The organism is Xanthomonas graminis pv. graminis (genome assembly GCF_030168915.1).
Classification (GTDB): Bacteria; Pseudomonadota; Gammaproteobacteria; order Xanthomonadales; family Xanthomonadaceae; genus Xanthomonas_A; species Xanthomonas_A translucens.
Genome location: NZ_CP076255.1, coordinates 597,495 through 620,757 on the forward strand (window position 1 = coordinate 597,495; position 23,263 = coordinate 620,757).

At 68.8% G+C, this 23,263-nt stretch carries 20 protein-coding genes; 12 read left to right on the forward strand and 8 right to left on the reverse strand.

Features of this window, described 5'->3' with window-relative positions:
- The first annotated feature begins 98 nt into the window (after nucleotides 1-98).
- A complete protein-coding gene (locus KHF85_RS02550; RefSeq protein WP_009605014.1) occupies nucleotides 99-1,583 on the forward strand; it encodes a S41 family peptidase in 1,485 nt (494 codons plus the stop codon).
- A gap of 186 nt (nucleotides 1,584-1,769) precedes the next feature.
- Here the strand turns inward: KHF85_RS02550 and KHF85_RS02555 are convergent, their stop codons facing one another.
- Genes KHF85_RS02555 through KHF85_RS02565 form a run of 3 tightly spaced genes read right to left on the reverse strand, consistent with a single transcriptional unit; the run spans nucleotide 1,770 to nucleotide 3,809 of the window.
- Nucleotides 1,770-2,759, reverse strand: a complete 990-nt coding sequence (locus tag KHF85_RS02555; RefSeq protein ID WP_284568403.1) for a D-2-hydroxyacid dehydrogenase family protein — start codon at nucleotides 2,757-2,759, stop codon at nucleotides 1,770-1,772.
- A 4-nt stretch (nucleotides 2,760-2,763) separates the two neighbouring features.
- Complete coding sequence (locus KHF85_RS02560) at nucleotides 2,764-3,084, reverse strand: DUF1820 family protein (RefSeq protein ID WP_064539480.1); 321 nt, start codon at nucleotides 3,082-3,084, stop codon at nucleotides 2,764-2,766.
- A 32-nt stretch (nucleotides 3,085-3,116) separates the two neighbouring features.
- Nucleotides 3,117-3,809 carry a rhomboid family intramembrane serine protease gene (locus tag KHF85_RS02565; RefSeq protein ID WP_009605019.1) on the reverse strand — a complete coding sequence of 231 codons (693 nt, stop codon included), beginning with the start codon at nucleotides 3,807-3,809 and terminating at the stop codon, nucleotides 3,117-3,119.
- Nucleotides 3,810-4,041: 232 nt separating this feature from the next.
- Between KHF85_RS02565 and KHF85_RS02570 the strand changes: the two genes are divergently transcribed.
- Nucleotides 4,042-5,379, forward strand: coding sequence for an outer membrane protein transport protein (locus KHF85_RS02570; RefSeq protein WP_284568404.1), 1,338 nt, complete (start codon nucleotides 4,042-4,044; stop codon nucleotides 5,377-5,379).
- Nucleotides 5,380-5,831: 452 nt separating this feature from the next.
- Here KHF85_RS02570 and putA read toward each other — a convergent pair whose 3' ends face one another.
- On the reverse strand, nucleotides 5,832-9,017 hold the full coding sequence (gene putA / locus KHF85_RS02575) for a bifunctional proline dehydrogenase/L-glutamate gamma-semialdehyde dehydrogenase PutA (RefSeq protein WP_284569457.1): 3,186 nt from the start codon (nucleotides 9,015-9,017) through the stop codon (nucleotides 5,832-5,834).
- Between the two features lie 275 nt (nucleotides 9,018-9,292).
- On the opposite strand from putA, the gene KHF85_RS02580 reads away from it, so the two are divergent.
- Genes KHF85_RS02580 through KHF85_RS02605 form a run of 6 tightly spaced genes read left to right on the forward strand, consistent with a single transcriptional unit; the run spans nucleotide 9,293 to nucleotide 14,021 of the window.
- The gene (locus KHF85_RS02580; RefSeq protein WP_053836929.1) at nucleotides 9,293-9,769 is read left to right on the forward strand and encodes a DUF2244 domain-containing protein; all 477 of its coding nucleotides are present in this window, start codon (nucleotides 9,293-9,295) and stop codon (nucleotides 9,767-9,769) included.
- 20 nt (nucleotides 9,770-9,789) lie between these two features.
- A complete protein-coding gene (coxB, locus tag KHF85_RS02585) occupies nucleotides 9,790-10,767 on the forward strand; it encodes a cytochrome c oxidase subunit II (protein WP_284568405.1) in 978 nt (325 codons plus the stop codon).
- A gap of 29 nt (nucleotides 10,768-10,796) precedes the next feature.
- The gene (ctaD, locus tag KHF85_RS02590) at nucleotides 10,797-12,407 is read left to right on the forward strand and encodes a cytochrome c oxidase subunit I (protein WP_039006247.1); all 1,611 of its coding nucleotides are present in this window, start codon (nucleotides 10,797-10,799) and stop codon (nucleotides 12,405-12,407) included.
- A complete protein-coding gene (locus KHF85_RS02595) occupies nucleotides 12,407-12,538 on the forward strand; it encodes a hypothetical protein (protein WP_003471848.1) in 132 nt (43 codons plus the stop codon). The genes ctaD and KHF85_RS02595 overlap by 1 nt, the downstream gene beginning before the upstream one ends.
- Complete coding sequence (locus KHF85_RS02600) at nucleotides 12,535-13,125, forward strand: cytochrome c oxidase assembly protein (protein WP_003471846.1); 591 nt, start codon at nucleotides 12,535-12,537, stop codon at nucleotides 13,123-13,125. Before KHF85_RS02595 ends, KHF85_RS02600 begins: the two co-directional genes overlap by 4 nt.
- A gap of 20 nt (nucleotides 13,126-13,145) precedes the next feature.
- Nucleotides 13,146-14,021, forward strand: coding sequence for a cytochrome c oxidase subunit 3 (locus tag KHF85_RS02605; RefSeq protein ID WP_284568406.1), 876 nt, complete (start codon nucleotides 13,146-13,148; stop codon nucleotides 14,019-14,021).
- Between the two features lie 288 nt (nucleotides 14,022-14,309).
- On the opposite strand, the gene KHF85_RS02610 is transcribed toward KHF85_RS02605, so the two are convergent.
- Entirely contained in the window at nucleotides 14,310-14,528 is a 219-nt protein-coding gene (locus KHF85_RS02610; protein WP_003480622.1) for a twin transmembrane helix small protein, read from the reverse strand.
- A 30-nt stretch (nucleotides 14,529-14,558) separates the two neighbouring features.
- Here KHF85_RS02610 and KHF85_RS02615 point away from each other — a divergent pair, with 30 nt between their 5' ends.
- From KHF85_RS02615 to cyoE, 4 genes are read left to right on the forward strand one after another with little or no spacing between them, the layout of a single operon-like run.
- Nucleotides 14,559-15,317 (forward strand): SURF1 family protein, encoded by a 759-nt coding sequence (locus KHF85_RS02615; protein WP_284568407.1) that lies wholly within the window; start codon nucleotides 14,559-14,561, stop codon nucleotides 15,315-15,317.
- Between the two features lie 27 nt (nucleotides 15,318-15,344).
- Nucleotides 15,345-15,920 carry a hypothetical protein gene (locus KHF85_RS02620; RefSeq protein ID WP_284568408.1) on the forward strand — a complete coding sequence of 192 codons (576 nt, stop codon included), beginning with the start codon at nucleotides 15,345-15,347 and terminating at the stop codon, nucleotides 15,918-15,920.
- A gap of 10 nt (nucleotides 15,921-15,930) precedes the next feature.
- A complete protein-coding gene (locus tag KHF85_RS02625; protein ID WP_284568409.1) occupies nucleotides 15,931-17,094 on the forward strand; it encodes a COX15/CtaA family protein in 1,164 nt (387 codons plus the stop codon).
- The gene (cyoE, locus tag KHF85_RS02630; protein ID WP_409976646.1) at nucleotides 17,091-17,990 is read left to right on the forward strand and encodes a heme o synthase; all 900 of its coding nucleotides are present in this window, start codon (nucleotides 17,091-17,093) and stop codon (nucleotides 17,988-17,990) included. Before KHF85_RS02625 ends, cyoE begins: the two co-directional genes overlap by 4 nt.
- A gap of 449 nt (nucleotides 17,991-18,439) precedes the next feature.
- Here cyoE and KHF85_RS02635 read toward each other — a convergent pair whose 3' ends face one another.
- The 3 genes from KHF85_RS02635 to dnaG form a co-directional block, all read right to left on the reverse strand.
- Complete coding sequence (locus KHF85_RS02635; protein ID WP_284568410.1) at nucleotides 18,440-20,026, reverse strand: thioredoxin family protein; 1,587 nt, start codon at nucleotides 20,024-20,026, stop codon at nucleotides 18,440-18,442.
- Nucleotides 20,027-20,230: 204 nt separating this feature from the next.
- Nucleotides 20,231-21,214, reverse strand: coding sequence for a bile acid:sodium symporter family protein (locus KHF85_RS02640; RefSeq protein ID WP_284568411.1), 984 nt, complete (start codon nucleotides 21,212-21,214; stop codon nucleotides 20,231-20,233).
- 297 nt (nucleotides 21,215-21,511) lie between these two features.
- A complete protein-coding gene (gene dnaG / locus KHF85_RS02645; protein ID WP_284568412.1) occupies nucleotides 21,512-23,251 on the reverse strand; it encodes a DNA primase in 1,740 nt (579 codons plus the stop codon).
- Between the last annotated feature and the right edge of the window lie 12 nt (nucleotides 23,252-23,263).

The following is a 23,263-nucleotide window of genomic DNA, read 5'->3' on the forward strand; positions in this document are numbered from 1 at the left end:
CCGCGGCCGTGCATTCAACGCGGATTTAGCCCGCTTTCGCGCATAATCCGGACAGCTGCGCCGTGTACGGCGCAGGTCATCCCCAATCGGAGTGCTTCATGCGCGTAGTCCTGTCCGCTGCCCTGTTGCTTGCTCTGGCGCCGCTGCCGTCGATGGCGCAGAGCGTCGGCGAACAGACGCCCCCGGCCCCGGCGGCCAGCGCCGACGATCCGGACGCCACCGAATCGGCGACCTCGCGCGTGCCGCTGGACGAGATCCGCCGCTACGTGGCGGTGTACAACGCGGTGAAGGAAGCCTACGTCGATCCGGTCGACGACAAGAAACTCATGCAGTCGGCGATCCGCGGCCTGCTGCTGGACCTGGATCCGCACAGCACCTATTTCAGCAAGGAAGACGCCGAGGCCTTCGACGAACAGGCCACCGGCGCCTACGACGGCATCGGCGTGGAGCTGCTGCAGCTGCCGGACAACACGCTCAAGGTGGTCTCGCCGATCGACGACACCCCGGCCGCGCGTGCCGGCGTGCGCTCGGGCGACATCATCGTCGCCATCGACGGCAAGCCGATCAGCGCGGTCAAGGCGATGGAGCCGTTGCGCGGCGAGTCGGGCAGCAAGGTGGTGCTGACCATCGTCCGCGAGAAAGTGGACAAGCCGTTCGACGTGACCCTGACCCGGCAGACCATCCGCGTGGCCAGCGTGCGCAGCCGCATGCTCGAGCCCGGCTACGGCTATATCCGCATCAGCACCTTCCAGGCCGACACCGGCGCGGACTTCCACAAGCAGCTGCAGCAGTTGCAGGCGCAGTCCGGCGGCAAGCTGCGTGGGCTGGTACTGGACCTGCGCAGCAACCCCGGCGGCCTGTTGACCGCGGCGGTGCAGGTGGCCGACGACCTGCTCGACAAGGGCACCATCGTGACCACGCGCGGGCGCATCTCGGTCAGCGATTCCAAGTTCGACGCCACCCCCGGCGACCTGCTCAACGGCGCGCCGATGGTGGCGCTGGTCGATGCCGGATCGGCCAGCGCCTCGGAGGTGCTGGCCGGCGCGCTGCGCGACAACAAGCGCGCGCGCATCGTCGGCAGCCGCACCTTCGGCAAGGGCTCGGTGCAGACCGTACTGCCGCTGGACAACGGCGACTCGGTCAAGCTGACCACGGCGCGCTATTACACGCCCAGCGGCAAGTCGATCCAGGCCAGCGGCATCGTGCCGGAGGTGGTGCTGCGCCCGGAAGAGAGCAAGCAGGACGCGGACAAGCCGGCGGTACTGGCCGACTACAGCGAAGCGACGCTGCCCGGCCACCTGCACGGCGACGACGAAGGCGCCGAGGGCTATAGCGCCGGCGACGTGCTGCCCGGCGACGCGCCGATCGCGCAGGCGTTGGCCGAACTGAAGCAGCCCGGTGCGGTAGCCAGGGCCGCCGCGGCCAGGCAGGCCAAACCGAAAGCCAAGCCGGCCGCAGCGCCGGCGTCGGCGCGAAAGCCGGCCGCACCGGCGGCTTCCGCGCCGCAGCAGTCGCCGGCCGAGTCCGGCAAGACGACCGAACCGAGCAAGAGCGAACCTGCGCTACCGCCGTCGGGTTCCTGAGCGGGCGACGGCACGGCGCCATCGCCAGCCGGCGGGTTCGCGCATGCGCGAACGCGGCAGACGACGATGGCGTCAGGAACCGGGCGCGCGCGCCGTGCGGGACCCGTGCATGCGGCAACCGTGGCACGCCAAGGCGGCCATCGGCCCACAGCGTGGCTGGCGCCGCAGGCGCCCGCACCATGCGGGTCAGCCCGATGACGTCGCCAGCACCTCGGGGTTGGCCAGGCATTGCGGCGCGCCAGCGGCGAAGGCCAGCAGGTTGTCGAAGGCCGTGCCGAAGTACAGTTCGTAGCTGGCTTGCTCGACATAGCCCAGGTGCGGCGTCGCCAGCACCCGCGGGTGGCGCAGCAGCGGGTGCTGCGGATCCAGCATCGGTTCGTGCTCGAACACGTCCAGCGCCGCCTGTCCCGGACGCCCGGCGTCCAGCGCCGCCAGCAGCGCGCCGGGCGCGAGCAACTCGGCGCGGCTGGTATTGACCAGCAGCGCGTCGGGCTTCATCCGCAGCAGGTCGTCGAGCACGATCTGGTGCCGGGTTGCGGCGACCAGACGCCGGTGCAAACTGAGTACGTCGCTGTCGGCGAACAGCGACGCGCGGCTTGCCGCCACCTCGAATCCGTCTGCACGCGCCTGCGCACAGGAACTCTCGCCGCCCCAGATCAGCACGCGCATGCCGAATGCGCGGCCATACGCGGCCACGCGGCGACCGATCTTGCCGTAGCTCCACACGCCCAGGGTCAGGCCGTGCAGGCTGCGTCCCAGGCGCGCGTCGCCGGTGGCTTGCCAGTGGCCGGCGTGCAATGCATCGCGATAAGCGGGCAGCCGCCGACTGGCCGCCATCACCAGCGCCCAGGTCAGCTCCGCCGGCGCGATCGGTGAGCCGGCCCCCTCGCTCACCACGATCCCGTGTGCGGTGCATGCGGCCAGGTCGATGTGTGCGCCGATCTTGCCGGTCTGGCTGATCAGGCGCAGGTTCGGCAGCTGCGCCAGCAGCGCGGCATCGATGTGGGTGCGTTCGCGGATCAGCACCAGCGCCTCGGCCGGCGCGGCGCGCGCGACGAAAGCCGCGCGATCGTGCAGTGGCGCGGTCAGTACATCGACGGAATGCGCCTGCAGCCGCTGAAAGCAGGGTAGCTGCCGGACCGTGTCCTGGTAGTCGTCCGCGATCAGGATCCGCATCGGTTCAGCGCGGCTTGCCCGGCATTGGGAACGGGGTGATCACCTTTTCGCCTGTGGTCGCGTCGCGGATCGCCGACTGGCCCTTCTTCTCCACTTCCTCGATGCGCACGATGCTCTGCATCGGCAGGTGCAGCATCTTGGTGTCGCCGAATTCCTCGCGCAGACGTTCTTCGGTGGGATCGACCACCAGGCCGTCGTGCAGGTCGAACACCAGCCCGCCGATCTCGCTGAAGCCCCACAGGTGACTGCTGCCCACGTGCTGCGCGTACAGCGCGTACACCTTGCCGTGGTTGAGGAACGTCACTTTGTACAGGGACTTGGCCATGCGCGGAGTATAGGGCGCGGCGGCGCGCCGGCTCAGAAGCCCTTGCGCTTGCGCAGGCGCCGCGCGATCGCCGCGCGCACGTACAGCCCGTACCCCATGCCCAGGGTGAAGCCGGTCAGATGCGCGGACCAGGCGACCATGCCGAAGGCCGGGCCGATGTAGGCGAACACCACCTGCAGCGCGGCCCAGGTGCCGATCAGCAGCGAGGCCGGCGCGCGCACGAATTCCAGGAACAGCCCCAGCGGCAGCACCACGCCGAGCTTGGCGCGCGGGAACAGCGCCAGGTAGGTGCCGATCAGCGCCGACACCGCGCCGCTGGCGCCGATGATGACCCGGTCCGGGGTGCCGATCGCGAATACCGCGGCCAGGTTGGAGAGGGCGCCGCCGCCCAGGAACAGCAGCAGGAAGCGCCACGGCCCGAGCACGCGCTCGGCAGGCAGGCCGAAGATCAGCAGGAACACCAGGTTGCCGAGCAGATGCGACCAGTCCGCATGCAGGAACAGCGCGGTGAACAGACGCAGCACGCTGCCGTCCTGCACGGTGGCCAGCCAGTCGCGCGGGCTGGCGACGCCGGCCGAGAGCGCGCCCCAGTCCAGCCACAGCGTGGCGCGGGCCTGGTTGGGGCGGCTGATCGACCACAGGAACGCCAGCCACATCGCCGCGAACAGCAACGGCGTGGCCCAGCGCAGCGTGGTCCGGTCGCGGGAGGGGATGGAGACGAACATGCCTGTACCGGGGAACGCGGCCTGTAACGATACCGCCTTCATCCGGCTGAACGCACGCCTACTCTGGGCGAAACTGAACGGGTGTTATTGTTATTGTTCGGTTAACGCAGGGAGGTATACTGCATACGGCGTCGTATGTCGGGAGGGGACTCCGGCGCGCACTTCCGGCTTGCTCAGCTGGGATGCGCAGACGCGAACACAGACATTTTCGTCTTCCGGAGAGTAACAAGCCATGCAAAACGCAACCCAGTTCATCCGTTTCACCGCCCTGGCCGTCGGCATCGTCGGCGCCCTGACCATCGGTCAGGCGCATGGCGCCGCGTTCCAGCTGAAGGAAAACAGCGCCAAGGGCCTGGGCCGCGCCTTCGCCGGCTCCGGCAGCGCGCCCGGCGACGCCTCGATCATCGCCAACAACCCGGCCGGCATGCGCCAGCTCGAGGGCACGGTGTTGCAGGCCGACGTCAGCGCGATCCAGTTCGCCGCCAAGTACCAGGGCACCGGCACCTACGCCACCGGCGCGCCGATCTCCGGCGGCAACGGCGGCGACGCGGGCACGATCGCACCGGTCCCGGCGGTGTACTTCCACCTGCCGTTCGGCGAGAACAACAACATGCACCTCGGCACCTCGCTGACCGTGCCGTACGGCTTCAAGACCGAATACGACCGCGACTGGGTCGGCCGCTACAACGGCGTCAAGACCGAGCTGCAGGCGATCGACTTCAACGTGGCGTTCTCCTACGACGTGAATCCGTACGTGTCGTTCGGCGCGTCGGTGTTCGCCGAGCGCCTGGACATCGATCTGTCCAACGCGATCGACCTGGGCAGCGTCCTGGCCGCGCGCCGCGTGCCGGGCTTTGCGCCGGGCAGCGCCGATGGCTACTCGCGCATCAAGGGCAACAGCACCGATGTCGGCTACACCCTGGGCGGCTTGTTCAGCATCGACGAGAACACCCACATCGGCTTCAGCTACCGTTCGAAGGTCGAGCACAAGATCACCGACGGCACGGCCGACTTCACCACCCCGGCCAACGCCGCCACCGTGCTGGCCTTCGCCGCGCCGGGCACCTTCGTCGATACCAAGGGCCGCGCCACGGTCACGCTGCCGGCCAGCGCCACCGCCAGCTTCACCCACACCATCAACGAGCAGTGGACGGTGATGGCCGACGTCAGCCGCACCGCCTGGAGCAAGTTCGACCAGGTGACGGTGGACTTCGCGAACAACCAGCCCGACAGCGTGCTGAACTTCGCCTACAACGACACCACCTTCGTCTCGATCGGTGCCGACTACCGCATGAGCGACACGCTGACCCTGCGCGGCGGCCTGGCCTACGACGAAACCCCGACCAGCAACGAGCACCGCGACGTGCGCGTGCCCGACGCGAGCCGCAAGTGGGTCTCGCTGGGTCTGAGCTGGCGTCCGTCCGAGCAGGCCGAGTACAGCTTTGGCTATACCCACCTGTTCACCAGCGATCCGAGCATCAACTCGACCACCGCGACCGGCAACACCCTGGTCGGTAGCTACGACGTGAGCGGCAACGTGCTGGCGGCGTCGGTCAACTACAAGTTCTGATCGAGCGCGTGCGCGACGGTCGCGCGGCGCAGGCCGCGCGCCACCAAAGCCCCGCTTTCGGCGGGGCTTTTTTGTGCGCGTTTCCCTGTGCCTATGCGGCCCTGCAACATATCCTGGCGACCGCTTGACCGGCCTCGGACCTGCGCGTGGAAGGCTGGTGAAGCCGATGTGGAGATGACATCGGCATGCGGCCACGGCCGTCATGCCGTCGCCATTCGCCATTCGCCATTCGCCCGTCGACTGGGACAGATGGACGGCGATGCGATCGGCGGCACCATCGATTTCCGCACGCCCACCGCGTTCGATTTCAAGCAGACCAGCAGCGGCAGCGTGACTGTGCAGCGGCCGCCTGGAAAGCCGCGTGCGCGACTACGGCGGCGACGGCTTGGCCGGCGCGTTCCAGCACAAGTTTGGCGAGCAACAGCCAAATGAATGAAGAAACGTGCGCGCGATCAGTCGCCCAAGGTCAGCAGCGAGGCATTGCCGCCGGCCGCGGTGGTGTTGACCGTCACCACCTTCTCGGTCGCGAAGCGCAGCAGGTAGTGCGGGCCGCCGGCCTTGGGGCCGGTGCCGGACAGGCCCTGGCCGCCGAACGGCTGCACGCCGACCACCGCGCCGATCTGATTGCGGTTGACGTAGACGTTGCCGACCTGCACGCGCGCGGCGATGCGCTCGATGGTCTCGTCGATGCGCGAATGCACGCCCAGGGTCAGGCCGTAGCCGGTGGAGTTGATCTGCTCGATCACCGCGTCGAGCTGGTCGGCCTTCCAGCGGATCACGTGCAGCACCGGCCCGAAGATCTCGCGCTGCAGCTGCGCCAGCGACTGCAGTTCGTAGGCGCGCGGGGCGAAGAAGCTGCCGTGGGCGGTGCCGTCGTCGCTGGCGGTCGCCGCGATCAGGCGCGCTTCGCGGTCCATGCGCGCGGCGTGCTCGGTGAGGATCTGCAGCGCGTCGGCATCGATCACCGGGCCGACGTCGGTGGACAGCAAGCCGGGGTCGCCGATCTTCAGTTCCGCCATCGCGCCGGCGAGCATGGTCATCACCTTGTCGGCGATGTCGTCCTGCACGAACAGCACGCGCGCGGCCGAGCAGCGCTGGCCGGCGGAGATGAAGGCGCTGGAGATCGCATCCTTGACCACCGCCTCGGGCAGCGACGAGGAGTCGGCGATGAACGCGTTCTGGCCGCCGGTCTCGGCGATCAGCACGCCGATCGCGGCATCGCGCGCGGCCAGCGCGCGGTTGATCGCGCGCGCGGTCTCGGTGGAGCCGGTGAAGGCGACGCCGGCCACGCGCGCATCGCGGGTCAGCGCCGCGCCGACGGTGGCGCCGTCGCCGGGCAGGAACTGCGCCGCCGCTTCCGGCACGCCGGCTTCGTGCAGCAGCTTCACCGCGGCATGGCCGACCAGGTTGGTCTGCTCGGCAGGCTTGGCGATGACGCTGTTGCCGGCGGCCAGCGCCGCGGCGACCTGGCCGAGGAAGATCGCCAGCGGGAAATTCCACGGGCTGATGCACACGAACACGCCGCGGCCGTGCAACTGCAGTTCGTTGGATTCGCCAGTCGGCCCGGGCAGGCGCTCGGGCGCGCCGAACTGGGCGCGCGCCTGGCCGGCGTAATAGCGCAGGAAATCCACCGCCTCGCGCACTTCGGCGACGCCGTCGGGCAGGGTCTTGCCGGCTTCCTTGACGCACAGCGCGATGAACTCGGGCATGCGCGCTTCCAGCAGGTCGGCGGCGTGCTCGAGGATGGTGGCGCGGCTGGCAGCCGGGGTGCGGTTCCAGCCCGGCTGCGCGGCCACCGCGTTGGCCAGCGCCTTCTCCACCGTGGCGGCGTCTGCCGGTTGCCAGCGGCCTACCACCTGGCGGCGGTCGGCGGGGTTGGTCACGTCCAGCGGCGCGCTGGAGATCACCGCGCCCGGCACCAGCGGCGCGGCCTGCCAGGGCTTGATCGCGGCGTTGAGCTGGTCGGCCAGCGCGCGCAGGTCGTTGTCGTTGGCGAGGTTGGCGCCCATGGAATTCTTCCTGTTGTGGTTCTGGCTGCGCAGCAGGTCGGCCGGCAGCGGGATCTTCGGATGCGGGATGGAGGCGAACGCGGACACGGCTTCAACCGGATCGCGGATCAGGTCCTCGATGGCCACGTCCTCGTCGGTGATGCGGTTGACGAAGCTGGAGTTGGCGCCGTTCTCGAGCAGGCGTCGCACCAGGTACGGCAGCAGGTCCTCGTGCGAGCCGACCGGCGCGTACACGCGGCACGGCACGCCCAGGCGCCCGGCCGGGATCACCTCGGCGTACAGGTCGTCGCCCATGCCGTGCAGCTTCTGGTGTTCGTAGTCCTTGCTGCCGGCGATGGCGCGCACCGCGGCGATGGTCTGCGCGTTGTGGGTGGCGAACATCGGGTACAGCGCGTCGCTGTGCGCGAACATGCGCTTGGCGCAAGCCAGGTAGGACACATCGGTGTTCTGCTTGCGGGTGAACACCGGATAGCCCGGATGGCCCTCGACCTGTGCGCGCTTGATCTCCGCGTCCCAGTACGCGCCCTTGACCAGGCGCACCGGGATGCGGCGGCCGACGCGGCGCGCCAGGTCGGCGAGGAAGTCGATCGTGTACGGAGTGCGCTTCTGGTACGCCTGCACCGCCAGGCCGTAGCCTTCCCAGCCGTCCAGCGACGGATCGCAGAAGGTGGCCTCGATGATGTCCAGCGACAGTTCCAGGCGGTCGGCTTCTTCGGCGTCCACCGTGTAGCCGATGCCGTAGGACCGGGCCAGCTGCGCCAGCTCCAGCACGCCCGGCACCAGTTCGGCCATCACCCGCGCGCGCTTGGCGTGTTCGTAGCGCGGATACAGCGCCGACAGCTTGATCGAGATGCTGGGCGCGGCGAATACGTCGCTGCCTTTGTAGGAACCGTTGGGGCCGCTGCGCCCGATCGCGTGGATCGCCTGGCGGTAGGCGTCGAGGTAGCGGTGCGCGTCGCGCATGGTCAGCGCGCCTTCGCCGAGCATGTCGAACGAGTAGCGGTAATGCGCGTTGTCGCCCTTCTTCGAGCGCGACAGCGCCTCGCCGATGCTGCGGCCCATCACGAACTGGTGGCCCATGATCTTCATCGCCTGGCGCACCGCCAGGCGGATCACCGGCTCGCCGACGCGGCCGATCAGGCGCTTGAACGCGCCGGCCACGTCGGCGCGGGTCAGGTCGTTGATCTGCACCAGCTTGCCGGTGAGCATCAGCCCCCAGGTGGAGGCGTTGACCAGCACCGAGTCGCTTTCGCCCATGTGCTTCTTCCAGTCCGCGTCGCCGAGCTTGTCGCGGATCAGCTTGTCGGCGGTTTCCTGGTCGGGGATGCGCAGCAGCGCTTCGGCCACGCACATCAGCAGCACGCCTTCCTCGCTGCCCAGGTCGTACTGGCGCATGAAGGCCTCGATCGCGCCCTGGTCCTGGGCGCGTGCGCGCACCCGGGTGACCAGGTCGGCGGCCAGCGCCTGCACCTTGGCCTGGTCGGCGGCGGGCAGGCGCGCCTGCTCGAGCAGTTCGCGCACGTGCTCGGCCTCGTCCTTCAGCCACGCGGCGGTGATCGCGGCGCGCAGGGCCTGGGGCGCGGGGGGCAGTTCCGGGGCAAGCAACGGCGAGGGAGACGCGGACGGCATCGCCGGTACGGAACCGGCGCCAGACAGAGCGTTCATGCAGGAAGGACCAGGGAAGATGCGCGCATTTTATGCCAGCGCCCGCTCGCGCAGCGCGTCGGCGCGGCCTGCGCTTGCGCGCGCTGCGCCGCGTTGTCTGAACGTGCATGGCAAGAAATCTGGTTGCAATGCAGCATTTTTTATGATGAACCCGCGCTTGCCGGCGCGCAGGCCCGGGGCTACCATCGAATCGTTGCTCGCGGCTGGCACAGCGCGGCGGCTCGGAAGCGCGGTTCGACATGATCGAAATGTGTCCGTGTTCTGCGGAGGGAGCGGGAACGCAGCTGCGGCTGCGGCCGCCACGGGCGCTCAGTGCCCGGCAATTCGTGATGTTGTTCGCGGCGCTGGCCGGGGCGATGTGGGCAGTGGCGGTAGTGGGCTGGTTCGCCGGCAACGTGTTCGCGCCGGTGTTCGCCTTGTTGCACAGCATCGTGGTGGCGCTCGCGCTGCGCTGGTCATGGCGCAGCGGCGATCGCGAAGAGGACATCCGGGTGGGTCCGGGCTGCGTGGAAGTGACCCGCACGAATGCAGGAACGCCGGCGTTCCGCGCCCACCCGCATTGGGTGCGGTTGCGGATCGAAGGCGACGACAGGGTGGTGCTGGCGTGCAGCGGCAAGCAGGTTCGGGTCGGCGAGTTCCTCGGCCCGGACGAGCGCCGCGCGCTGGCGCAGACCCTGGAAGGCTTGCTGGCGGCCGCGACCGGCCGCAACCGATGACGCTCCAAGGGGTCTAGGCAATGAAGCGAAGCGGCAGATGGAAGCAACAGGCGGTCAGGGCTGCGATGGCAATGGCGGCGGCGCTGGCCGCACCGTTGGCGTGTGCGCAATCGGCCGACCCGAAACCCTGGCAATTGAACATGGGCCGCGGCGTCACCCAGAGCGCGCGCAACGCCTACGATTCGAACATGCTGTCGCTGTGGATCTGCGCGGTCATCGGCGTGCTGGTGTTCGGCGCGATGGGCTATGCGATGTTCAAGTTCCGCAAGTCCAAGGGTGCGGTCGCGGCGCAGTTCAGCCACAACACCAAGGCCGAGGTGATCTGGACGGTGATTCCGGTGCTGATCCTGATCGCGATGGCGTGGCCGGCCACCGCCAAACTCATCGCCATGTACGACACCCGCGACGCCGAGCTGACGGTCAAGGTCACCGGCTACCAGTGGATGTGGCGCTACGAGTACCTGGGCGAGAACGTCACCTTCACCAGCCGCCTGGCGCGCGATTCGGACCGTATGCGCCAGAGCGGCCAGGTGCCGAGCCTGCAAAGCAATCCGCACTACCTGCTCGACGTGGACAACCGGCTGGTGCTGCCGGTGAACACCAAGGTGCGCTTCGTGATCACCTCCGATGATGTGATCCACGCCTGGTGGGTGCCGGCGCTGGGCTGGAAGCAGGACGCCATCCCCGGGATCATCAACGAAGCCTGGACCGACATCGACACGCCCGGCGTGTACCGCGGCCAGTGCGCGGAACTGTGCGGCAAGGACCACGGCTTCATGCCGATCGTGGTCGAGGCGATGTCCAAGCAGGACTTCCAGAAGTGGCTGGCGGCACGCAAGCCGGCCCCGGCGGCGGCTCCGGCTGCGCCGGCCACCGCGCCCGCCGCGCCGGCGGCTGCGGATGCGCCCGCGCCCGCGGCCACTGCGCCGGCCGCGCCGCCGCAGGCCCTGCTGCCCCGTCTTCGTTCCGGCTCGCACCTGACCGTGCAAGCCGCCTGATCTCCTGCATTCCTTTTCGAGGTAGCGCCATGGCCCATTCCGCAGTCGATCACCACGACGAGCACGGGCATCAGCAGAGCTTCGTGGAACGGTGGTTGTTCTCCACCAACCACAAGGACATCGGCACGCTGTACCTGCTTTTCAGCTTCATCATGTTCATCATCGGCGCCGGGATGAGCGTGGTGATCCGCGCGGAACTGGCGCAACCGGGCCTGCAGTTCGTCAAGCCCGAATTCTTCAACCAGATGACCACCGTGCATGCGCTGGTGATGATCTTCGGCGGGGTGATGCCGGCCTTCGTCGGCCTGGCCAACTGGATGATCCCGCTGCAGATCGGCGCGCCGGACATGGCCCTGCCGCGCATGAACAACTGGTCGTTCTGGCTGCTGCCGGTGGCCTTCAGCCTGCTGCTGCTGACCCTGTTCCTGCCCGGCGGCGCACCGGCCGGCGGCTGGACCCTGTACCCGCCGCTGTCGCTGCAGGGCGGCTACAACGTCGCCTTCAGCGTGTTCGCGATCCACGTCGCCGGCATCAGCTCGATCATGGGCGCGATCAACATCATCGCCACCGTGTTGAACATGCGCGCGCCGGGCATCGACCTGCTGAAGATGCCGATCTTCTGCTGGGCCTGGCTGATCACCGCGTTCCTGCTGATCGCGGTGATGCCGGTGCTCGCCGGCGCGGTGACAATGCTGCTGACCGACAAGTTCTTCGGCACCAGCTTCTTCAACGCCGCCGGCGGCGGCGACCCGGTGATGTTCCAGCACATCTTCTGGTTCTTCGGCCATCCCGAGGTCTACATCATGATCCTGCCGGCGTTCGGCGTGGTCAGCGAGATCATCCCGACCTTCAGCCGCAAGCCGCTGTTCGGCTACCAGGCGATGGTGTACGCGATCGCCGCGATCGCGTTCCTGAGCTTCATCGTCTGGGCGCACCACATGTTCACCGTGGGCATGCCGCTGGGCGGCGAGATCTACTTCATGTTCGCCACCATGCTGATCTCCATCCCCACCGGGGTGAAGGTGTTCAACTGGGTCAGCACCATGTGGCAGGGCTCGCTGACCTTCGAGGCGCCGATGCTGTGGGCGGTGTCGTTCGTCATCCTGTTCACCATCGGCGGTTTCTCCGGGCTGATGCTGGCGATCGTGCCAGCCGACTTCCAGTACCACGACACCTATTTCGTGGTCGCGCACTTCCATTACGTGCTGGTCACCGGCGCGGTGTTCGGGCTGATCGCCGCGGTCTACTACTGGTGGCCGAAGTGGACCGGGCGCATGTACAGCGAGGCCTGGGGCAAGTTCCATTTCTGGTGGACGATGCTGTTCGTCAACCTGCTGTTCTTCCCGCAGCACTTCCTCGGCCTGGCCGGTATGCCGCGGCGCATCCCCGACTACAACGTGGTATTCGCCGACTGGAACCTGGTCAGCTCGATCGGCGCGTTCGGCATGTTCGTCACTCCGTTTCTCATGGCCGGCATCCTGCTGGCGTCGCTGCGCAACGGCGCGCGCGCCGAGGCGCGTGCATGGGAAGGCGCGCGCGGCCTGGAGTGGACCGTGCCGTCGCCGGCGCCGGCGCACACCTTCACCCTGCCGCCGGTGCTCAAGCCCGGCGACCTGGCCCACGACGACATCAGCCACTGATGACCGCGCAGACGCCGCTCGACGATCTGGCCCTGCGCCGCAAGCGCGCCGTGCGTACCGCGCTGTTGATCGGTGCGATCGCGGTGCTGATCTATGCAGGCTTCATCCTGTCCGGGATACTGGGCCGATGAACGCGCCGGCGCCGCGCGTGCACAGCAGCGCCGGGCTGTTCAAGCTGGTCGGCGTGGCGTTGGCGGTGTTCGTGCTGACCTTCTCGCTGGTGCCGCTGTACCGCATCGCCTGCGAGAAGGTGTTCGGCGTGCGCCTGGAGCGCGGCCCCGGCGAAGGCCCGCAGGCGGGCAAGCCGCTGCTCGGCAAGCGCACGGTCAAGGTCGAGTTCGACGGCGGGGTCAATTCCAAGCTGCCGTGGTCGTTCCATCCCGAGCAGCTGACCATGCAGGTGGTGCCGGGAGAACTCAACGAAGCGCTGTACTACGCACGCAACGACAGCGCGCGCGCCATCGTCGGCAGCGCGGTGCCGTCGGTGGCGCCGTCGCGCGCCTCCGGCTACTTCACCAAGACCGAGTGCTTCTGCTTCACCGCGCAGACCTTGCAGGCCGGCGAGAAACGCGACATGCCGGTGCGCTTCATCGTCGATCCGAACCTGCCTGGCGACATCACCACCATCACCCTGTCCTACACCTTCTACAAGAACGATGCGCTGAGCGCGGAACTGGGATCGCCGAAACTGGCCGGTTCCGTGCGCACGGCCCCTTGACCTCACCCGGAACGCCCGCCATGGCCCAGCCCAGCACCGACGCCACTGCCTATTACGTGCCCAGCCACAGCCGCTGGCCGTTCATCGGCTCGATCGCGATGTTCGTGACCATGATCGGCGTGGCCAGTTGGCTCAACGACGCGGCCTGGGGCAAGTGGACCTTCTTCACCGGCATCGCGATGCTGGTGGCGACCTTGTTCATGTGGTTCGGCGACGTGATCCGCGAATCGATCGCCGGCCACTACAACCGCCAGGTCGATGTGTCGTTCCGCATGGGCATGGTCTGGTTCATTTTTTCCGAAGTGATGTTCTTCGGCGCGTTCTTCGGCGCGCTGTTCTACACCCGCACCTTCATCCTGCCGTGGCTGGGAGGCGACGGCGACGGGGTGATGACCAACGCGCTGCTGTGGGACGGTTATTCGGCGGCCTGGCCGACCAACGGCCCGGGCGCGATCGGCGGACAGTTCCAGACCATCCCGGCGTGGGGCCTGCCGCTGATCAACACGCTGATCCTGCTCAGCTCCGGGGTGACCCTGACCATTGCCCACCACGCGCTGAAAGCCGGCCATCGCACGCGCCTGCTGGTGTTCCAGGGCCTCACCGTGCTGTTGGGCTGCGCCTTCCTGTACTTTCAGGCCGAGGAATACATCCACGCCTACAAGGAGCTTAACCTGACCTTGGGCTCGGGCATCTACGGCTCGACCTTCTTCATGCTCACCGGCTTCCACGGCGCGCACGTGCTGCTGGGCACGATCATGCTGCTGGTGATGTGGCTACGCTCGGCGCGCGGGCATTTCAGCCGCGACAACCACTTCGCCTTCGAAGCGGCGGCGTGGTATTGGCACTTCGTCGACGTGGTGTGGCTGGCGTTGTTTCTGTTCGTTTATGTGTTGTGAGGCCGGGACTCGGGACTCGGGATTTTCGCAAGTTCGCCGCATTTCTGCTTTTCTGTAGGAGGGGCTTCAGCCCCGACGCGTTACCGGTAAGGCGTCGGGGCTGAAGCCCCTCCTACAGAAAAGCAGCTGCGCTGGATCTGCAAAAAAAGCCGCTTTTTTTTTAAAAATCGGCCCTTTTTGCATCAAATCGCTTGACATCGATTTACCCCGGGACATCATCCCGAGTCCCGAGTCCCGAGTCCCGAGTCCCGAGTCCCGAGTCCCGAGTCCCGAGTCCCGAGTCCCGAGTTACCGTCCCAACCCATGCGGCTTGATCACCCCGGTATAAATGCCCAGGATCACCAGCAGGATCAGACACACCGATAGGCCGATGCGCCAGGTCAGTGCGTTCACCGTGCGCTTGCTCTGGCCGCGGTCCACCAACAGGTAGTACAGGCCGGCGCCGAGGTTCCACAGAATGACCAGCAGGAACGCGACGATCAGCAGGGTTTTCAGCGAGTCGTTCATGGGCGTCTCGGTGCACGGTATCGCCGCATTATGACCCTCGCCGCGTCCCCGCGCGTCGCTACGCGCGCGCGCATGCCGCTGTGGCTGGGCTGGGGCCTCGCGCTGGCGGTGGCGCTGGGATTCTGCGCGCTCGGCCGCTGGCAATTGCTGCGCATGCACGAGAAACAGGCGTTGCTCGCGCAGGCCGCGCACATCCGCGACCGTCCGCAGGCCTTGGCCGCTGCGCTGCGCACGGCGTCGCCGACGCAACTGGCCTGGGTGCACGGCGCAGGCCGCTTCCTGCCTGGGCAGATACTGCTCGACAACCAGCTGCGCGAGGGCCGCAGCGGGGTCAAGGTCTACCAGCCATTCCTGGCCGATGACACATCCGCGCCGTTGCTGGTCGAGCTTGGCTGGCTGCCGCTGCCGGCCGATCGCGCATTGCCCAGGCCGGTGCCGTTGCAAGGGCGCTACACGCTGGTCGGCCTGCTCGGCCCGACGCCTTCACACGGGCTGACCTTGGGGCCGGCGCTGGTCGCCACGCCGGCGCCGCAGCTGTGGCTGGCGATGCGCATCGAGCCGGCGGCGATCGGCCAGGCGCTCGGCCACCGCGACATTTTGTCGCAGGTGCTGCGCCTGGATCCGGCGCTGCCGCTGGGCTATCCGCGCGACCTGGACATGCTGCCGAACACGCTGCCGCCCGAGCGCCACCTGGGTTACGCGGTGCAGTGGTTCGGCCTGGCGCTGGCCGTGCTGATCACCGCGGGCCTGCTCAGCTGGCGCGCGCGCAAGGGGCGAGGCGGGCGCTGAGCGCGCGCGCATGAGAAAATCCCCGGCATGAATGCCTCCCCCTCGGCTCCACGCCAGGCGACCGCGCGCGGGCGCTGGACGTTGATCGCGCTGTTCGCGCTGTTCTTCGGCTCGATGCTGGTCGCCGGCGCGCTGCGTTTTTCCGGCTGGCAACCGCCCGGCAGCCGCAACCACGGCGAGTTGCTGCAGCCGCCGGCCGATCTGCGCGCGCTGCAACCGCGGCGCGAAGACGGCAGCGTCTACGCCTGGCAGCCGCAGCAGCGCCTGTGGCGCATCGCGCTGGCGCCGCCGCGCGACTGCACCACCGCCTGCGAGGCGCTGGCGCGCGAGCTGGACAAGGTCTGGCAGCTGTTCGGCCACGACGCCGACCACGTGCAGATCCTGTGGATCGGCACGCCGTCGGCGGCGGTGCGCGCGCTGCCGCAGCTGCGCGTGCTGCGCGCCGACGCCGCGTTCCTGGACGGTCTGCCGCGCGTGCACGACGCGGCCGGGGTGCCGGTCTACGTGATCGATCCGAACGGCTTTGTGGTGCTGCGCTACGCGCCGGGCTTCGACCCGGCCGGGCTGCGCGCGGATATGTCGAAGCTGCTGAAACTCCTGTGAGCCGTCCCCTATGAACCTGTTCGCGCCACCGGCTCTGTTTCGACACTTCCATCGCATGGCCTGGCTGGCAGCGCTGTTCACCGCCAGCACGATCATGTTCGGTTCGTTCGTGCGCCTGTCCGATGCGGGCATGAGCTGCCCGGACTGGCCGACCTGCTATGGCCGGGTGACCTGGCCGCAGAGCAGTGCCGAGGCCAACACGCACGCGGCCAGCGCGATCCGCCCGCTGGAGACGCACAAGGCCTGGCGCGAGCAGGTGCACCGCTTCCTGGCCGGGGCGCTGGGCGTGGAAGTGCTGGTGCTGTCGCTGCTGGCCGCGCGCCGGCGGCGCCTGGGCATCGCCCGGATCGTCGGCGCCGCGCTGCTGGTGGCGCTGTCGATTCCGCTGTACATGTCCGGCTGGCCATCGCTGGCGATGGCGCTGGCCGCTACCGGCGAAGCGATCCTGCTGCTGGCGGCGCTGCGCTGGTCCAATACCGACCTGGCGCGCGCGGCGGTGCTGACCCTGGCGGTGGTGATCTTCCAGGCGCTGCTTGGCATGTGGACGGTGACCCTGCTGCTCAAGCCGATCGTGGTGATGGGGCATCTGCTCGGCGGCCTGCTGATGTTCTCGCTGCTGGTGTGGATGGCCTGGCGCGCCACCCACCTGCCGATCACCCTGGCCGATGCGTCGCGGCTGAAGTGGCTGTTGCGCCTGGGCGTGGCGCTGCTGGCGCTGCAGATCGCGCTCGGCGGCTGGGTCAGCGCCAACTATGCGGCGCTGGCCTGCGGCGGCGGCAGCTGGTCGGCCGACAACTTCCCGCGCTGCGTCAGCCAGTGGTGGCCGCCGCACGATTTCCGCGCAGGCTTCACCCTGTGGCGCGGCATCGGCGTGGACTACGAGGGCGGCGTGCTCGACGGCGCGGCGCGCATCGCGATCCAGATGGCGCACCGGATGATGGCGCTGCTGGTGGCGGCCTATCTGCTGTGGCTGGGCTGGCGGCTGAGCCGCTCGCCGGGCATGCGCGGCTGGGCGGCGGCGCTGGCGTTGCTGCTGGTGGCGCAGGTCAGCCTGGGCATCCTCAACGTCAAGCTGGCGCTGCCGTTGCCGGTGGCGGTGCTGCACAACGCCGGCGCGGTGGCGCTGCTGTTCGTGCTGGTGTCGCTGCTGGCGCGGTTGCGGGCGCCGCAATGAGCGCGACGGGCATGTACTGGCGCGACTATTGGGATCTGACCAAGCCCAAGGTGGTGGCGCTGATCGTGTTCACTGCACTGGTCGGCATGTGCCTGGCGGTTCCCGGCGTGCCGACCTGGGCGCAGGTGCGCACCGGCGTGATCGGCTTCTTCGGCATCTGGTTGGCGGCCTCGGCCGCGGCGGCGATCAACCAGTTGCTGGACGCGCGCATCGACGCGCAGATGGCGCGCACCTCGTGGCGGCCGCTGGTGGTGGGCAAGGTGCTGCCGTGGCAGGTGCTGCTGTTCGCCACGGCGCTGACGGCGCTGTCGATGGCGATCCTGGTGATTTGGGTCAACGTCATCACCGCGGTGCTGACCTTCGCCTCGCTGATCGGCTATGCGGTGATCTACACCGTGTTCCTGAAGCGCACCACGCCGCAGAACATCGTCATCGGCGGCCTGGCCGGCGCGGCGCCGCCATTGTTGGGCTGGGCCGCGATCACCGGCATGCAGGGGCAGTGGGACTGGGCCTATGCGTCGCTGCTGGTGCTGATCATCTTCGTGTGGACGCCGCCGCACTTCTGGGCGCTGGCGATCTTCCGCCGCGCCGACTACGCCAAGGCGTCGATCCCGATGCTGCCGGTCACCCACGGCGTGGCGCATACGCGCAAGCAGATCCTGGTGTACACGCTGCTACTGGCGGTGGTGACGCTGCTGCCGGTGGCGGTGGGCATGAGCGGGGTGTTCTACCTCGGCGGCACGCTGGTGCTGAACGCGGTGTTCGTCTGGTACGCCTGGCGGATGCTCGACCCGCCGGACGAGATGTTCTCGATGCGCATGTTCGGCTATTCGATCGTGTACCTGATGGCGCTGTTCGCGTTCCTGCTGGTGGATCACTGGTTGTTGCCGGCCTGAGCGGCCTGGCGAAGCCTGTGTGCAGCGGCTGCAGCGGCTGCAGCGATGCTGCGTCAGGCGCCGAACCGATCGGCTGCGGACGCTGTCGGGGCTGAAGTCCCTGCCACAGTGCACCCGGTTGGCTGTCCGCGAGTCCCTGTGGGAGCGACTTCAGTCGCGACGAGCGAGCGATGGATCTTCCGGCTTCGGATAGGGTCGCGGCTGAAGCCGCGCCTACAGTGCACCCAGCCGGCGATCCGCAGGCCGTTGTAGGAGCGGCTTCAGCCGCGACCGCCGGAGCCGCGGGGATTCCGGCGCCGGTCAATGCCGGGACGGATGGCCTTGGGCGACCAGCGGCGCGTCGTTGCTCCGGCGCATCGGCCAGTGCGTCCGCAAACCTGCGCAGCAGCGCCACTGCGCGCTGCTGCGCAGTGCCGCTGCAAATCGGCGGCGGTTCGCGTCGCTATCGCTCAGCTCAGCCAGTGCTGGCAGCTGTCGCGGTCCTGGCTGCCGCAGCTTTCCTGCATCTTGTGCTGCAGGCGTGCGAGCACGGCGCTGCCGCCATGGCCCTTGCTCCAGTCCTGCAGCGCCTTGGCCAGCGTATCGAAGCGCTGCTTGGTGCGCTGGTGGTAGCCGCCGGGCTGCCCGGCCAGTTCGCCGATGACCTGGCCGGCGGCGGCCTCGATCGCGGCCGCATTGTCCGGCTGCAGCCGGATCAGGCCATCGACGTAGAGCACGCCCCACTGCACCCGGGTGGCGGGGCCTTCGGCGCTCGCGTAGGCCTTCTTCAGCCAGTACAGCGCGGTCTGCTTGTCGCCGCGCTTCTCGGCTAGGTCGGCCAGTTCCGGCATGTAGTAGTACGGCGTCTTGCTGCGCCCCAGTTCGGCCAGCAGCAGCTGTTCGGCGCCGGCGCTGTCGCCGGCGGTGTCGAGCAGGTTGGCGGCAGTGCTGATCGTGGACTGGCGTTCGGCGTCGGTCTTGGCGGCCTGTTGGGCCCACTGCACGCGCTGTTGCACCTTGGCGACCACCGCCGCCGGCAGCGGCGGATACGGCCCATCGCCCGGGTCGGCCGGCTTGCCTTGTGCCAGCCATGCCAGTTCTACTTCCGCGATGGCAGTCCCCAGGCGATCGTTGATCGGCAGGCTGCTGTCGGCGTAGATCTGATCCAATGTATGGCGCAGCGCGTCGGATAATTTGCCGCGTTCGGCAGCGTCGGTCGCCGCGGCCTGCACCAGTTCGCGCGCCGAGTAGGTCAGCGTGGTGTGGTTGGCGCGGACTTCGGCCGGATCGGCGAGGACCGTCATCAGCAGGCGGCGGTTGGCGGCGCGTTGCTTGGCGTCGATGGCGCCAGCCTTGTCCGGCTCCTGCGCAGCCAGCGCCAGCAGCGCGAATTGGCGTTGCAGGGCCGGTTGCGGGGCGGCGGCAGCAAGTTTCGCGAGCACGCCCGCGGTCTGTTCGGGCTTGACCACGCTGTTGGCGTCGGCGGTCCAGCTGTAGCCGCTTAGCAGGGTCCAGTCGTCGGCGCTCAGCGTGGCTGGCGCCTGCATCGCTTTTTGCAGCAGCTGCGCCGAGGTGGTGGTGCGGGTCGCCGCTACGCGCAGGGCCTCGGCCAGGCTGGCGGTGTCGCTTCCGCCGGCCAGGCGGGTGATCTCGCTGCGATCCGGACGCAGCACGATGATGGTGGGATAGCCCAGGACGCCGAAGCGTTCGCCCCAGGCTTGCGCGCCTTTCGAATCGCCGTCCAGGTGCACCGCGACGAAGGCGCGGGTACGGGCGATGAAGGCCGGATCCTTGAACAGCGTGGCCTTGAGATGGTTGCACGGCGGGCACCAGGCGGCGCCCCAGTACAGCAGCAACGGCTTGTTCTGCTCGCGTGCTTCGGCGAAGGCATCCTCGACGTCGCCCTCGCGCCAGGCGATGCCGGCGCTGTCCGCGGCCTTGGCCGGCGCGGCGGCCTGCGGCTTGGCGGGTGCGGGCGGCTTGTCGCAGCCGCCCAGCGCAAGGGTTGCGGCCAGGCTGGCGGACGTCATCACGGAAAGGCGGAATCTACGGCTCATGCGTGTTCACCGGACAGGGGGAGAGTCGGCGCACACCAATCCCATGGCGCCACCGCCTACTGTACCTAGCGGTTCTCGCCGTGCACTGCTTGCGGATGCGCTGGTTCAGCATCGGTGCGGCGTACGCTGCCGGCACCGTCGGGCGATGGTATTGCATGGTGTGAACCGCTTTGCGGTTCCACCAGCGCGCCAGCCGATGCGCACTCAGCCGGGCTTGGCGGCCTTGCCATCGCGCGCATAGCGCTGCGCGACGAAGGCGCAGACGATCAGCTGGATCTGGTGGTAGATCATCACCGGCAGCACGATCGCGCCCAGGCTGCCGCTGGCGAACAGCACCTTGGCCATCGGCACGCCGGTGGCCAGGCTCTTCTTCGAGCCGCAGAACACGATCGGGATCTCGTCGCGGCGGCCGAAGCCCAGCCGCCGCGCAGCGCAGGTGATCAGCCCCATCGCCAGCGCCAGCAGCAGCGCGGCGACCAGCGCCACGCCGAGCAGCGCCGGCAACGGCGTCTTGCGCCACAGGCCCTCGATCACCGCGGCGCTGAAGGCGGTGTACACCACCAGCAGGATCACCCCCTGGTCGGTGTAGCGCAGCACCGCGCGGCGCCGCTCGACCCAGGCGCCGATCCAGGGCCGCAGCAGGTGGCCGGCGACGAACGGCACCAGCAACTGCAGCATGATCTTGCCCATCGCCTCCAGCGGATTGGCCATCGCGCTCTGCGCGCCGGCCAGCAGGCCCATCAGCAGCGGCGTCAGGAACACCCCGAGCAGGCTCGACAGCGAGGCGCTGCATACCGCCGCCGGCACGTTGCCGCCGGCCATCGAGGTGAACGCGATCGACGACTGCACGGTGGACGGCAGCGCGCACAGGAACAGCACGCCGATGTACAGCTGCGGGGTCAGCAGCCAGTGCGACAGCGGCTTGAGCAGCAGCCCCAGCAGCGGGAACAGCACGAAGGTGGCGGCGAGGATGGTCAGGTGCAGGCGCCAGTGCAGCGCGCCGGCGACGATCGCCTCGCGCGACAGGCGCGCGCCGTGCAGGAAGAACAACGCGGCGATGGCGATGTCGGTGACGTCGTCCGTGATCGCCGCGGCCTGTCCGCGCACCGGCAGCAACGAGGCCAGCAGCACGGTGCCGAGCAAGGCCAGGGTGAACGGTTCGATGCGCAGTTTTTTCAGCAGGCTCATCGGGGGTGGCGTCCGTGCGAAGTGGGCCGTGGGCAGCAGCGGCACGGGACGCGCGCCTGCGATGCTGCGTGCGCAACTGCGCCGCGGTGCGCAGCGCTTGCGATCGCCGCGCTAGTGCACAAAGCGGTTGCGCCGCGCATTGGCCAGCGTAGACCGCGCCCGGTGACGCGGGCATCGCCTGGGTGGTGGAGCGCGATGCGCCGCGCATGTGCCGCAGACGGCGAACGCTGCCGGTCGTGCACGCACGCAAGCTGCGCCGGCACGGCATGCATCCTGGTCGCAGGCCGGCGCATCACCTCAGCGCGCACCGGGCCGCAGCCGCAGCAGCTCGCGCAGTTCGTACTTGTCGGTCTCGTCCAGGCCTTGCGCGCGCTGCTTGGCCTGCAGTTCCTCCAGCCGCTGCTGCAGGGTCTGCCGTTCCAGCTGCACCACCACATCGTGCAGTTCCTGGCGCCAGCTGGCGGTCTCGCCGGGAATCTCCTGCACCGCCAGCTTCTGCAGCGCGGGCAGTTCCTCGCGTTCGTGGAAGTGCTCGAGCAGGGCGCCGGTGGAGATGTCCGGGCGCGTGTGCACGATCTCCAGCAGCTCGATCATCAGCTCGATGCCGGGCAGGCGCAGGCCGGCGAACGGGTAGGGCGGGGGCAGGTCCAGCGCCAGCGACGGCGTGTGCAGCAGGCGCACGATGGCCTCGCGCACCAGGCTGCGTTTTTGCGTCGGCCGTGCCATCGCGCGCGGCGGCGGTTTGGCCAGCTGCGCGGCGGCGGGCGCCGGGCCGCCGATGCCGGTGATCTCGGCCAGGCGCTGGCGCATCAGGTCGCCGAAGGCGCCGTCGGGAATCTGCGCCAGCATCGGCCGCGCGCGCTCGGCCAGCCGCGCCTTGCCGTCGAGCGTGGCCAGGTTGACCTCGCGCGACAGCTCGTCGAAGAAGAACTGCGACAGCGGCGTGGCCTGCTGCAGGCGCGCGGCGAACGCGTCGGCGCCTTCCTTGCGCACGATGCTGTCCGGGTCCTCGCCGTCGGGCAGGAACAGGAAGAACGCCTGGCGGCCGTCCTTCATCCGCGGCAGGACCGATTCCAGCGCCTTCCAGCCGGCGCGGCGGCCGGCGGCGTCGCCGTCGAAGCAGAAGAACACGTCCGGCGCGTTGCGGAACAGCAGCTCGGCGTGCTCGGAGGTGGTCGCGGTGCCCAGCGTCGCCACCGCCTGGGTGACGCCGAACTGGAACAGCGAGACCACGTCCATGTAGCCCTCGACCACGATCAACCGCTCGATCTTCTGGTTGGCCTGGCGCACCTGCCACAGGCCGTACAGTTCGCGGCCCTTGTGGAACAGCGCGGTCTCCGGCGAGTTCAGGTACTTGGGGCCGTCGTCCTTGTCCATGACCCGGCCGCCGAAGGCGATGACCCGGCCGCGGCGGTCGAAGATCGGGAACATGACCCGGTCGCGGAACTTGTCGTAGACGTGGCCGCGCTCGTTCTTGGAGAACAGCCCGGCGCGCTCGAGCAGCTTGTGGCGGCGCTCGTCGGTGCCCAGCGCGTCCTTCAGCGCGCTGAAGCCGTCCGGCGCGTAGCCGATCTGGAAGCGCGTGCGGTTGTCGGCGTCCACGCCGCGGCCGTCGAGGTAGCTGCGCGCCTTGTCGCTGGTCTCGAGCTGGCGCTGGAAGAACTTGGTGGCCGCGTCCAGCGCCGAGTACAGGTCGCGGTGGTCGTCGCCGGCGGCTTGCGCGGCGCCGCGTTGTTGCGCATCGCGCGGCACTTCCATGCCGGCGCGCTTGGCCAGTTCGTCGACCGCGTCGAGAAATTCGAGCCGGTCGTAGTTCATCAGGAAGCTGATCGCGGTGCCGTGCGCGCCGCAGCCGAAGCAGTGGTAGAACTGCTTGGTCGGCGACACGGTGAACGAGGCCGAGCGCTCGTCGTGGAACGGGCAGCGCGCCGCGTATTCCTTGCCCTGGCGCTTCAGCGGCACGCGCGTGCCGACCACCTCGACGATGTCGGTGCGGGCGAGCAGGTCGTCGATGAACGCGTCGGGGATGCGGGCCATGGGCGATAGGAT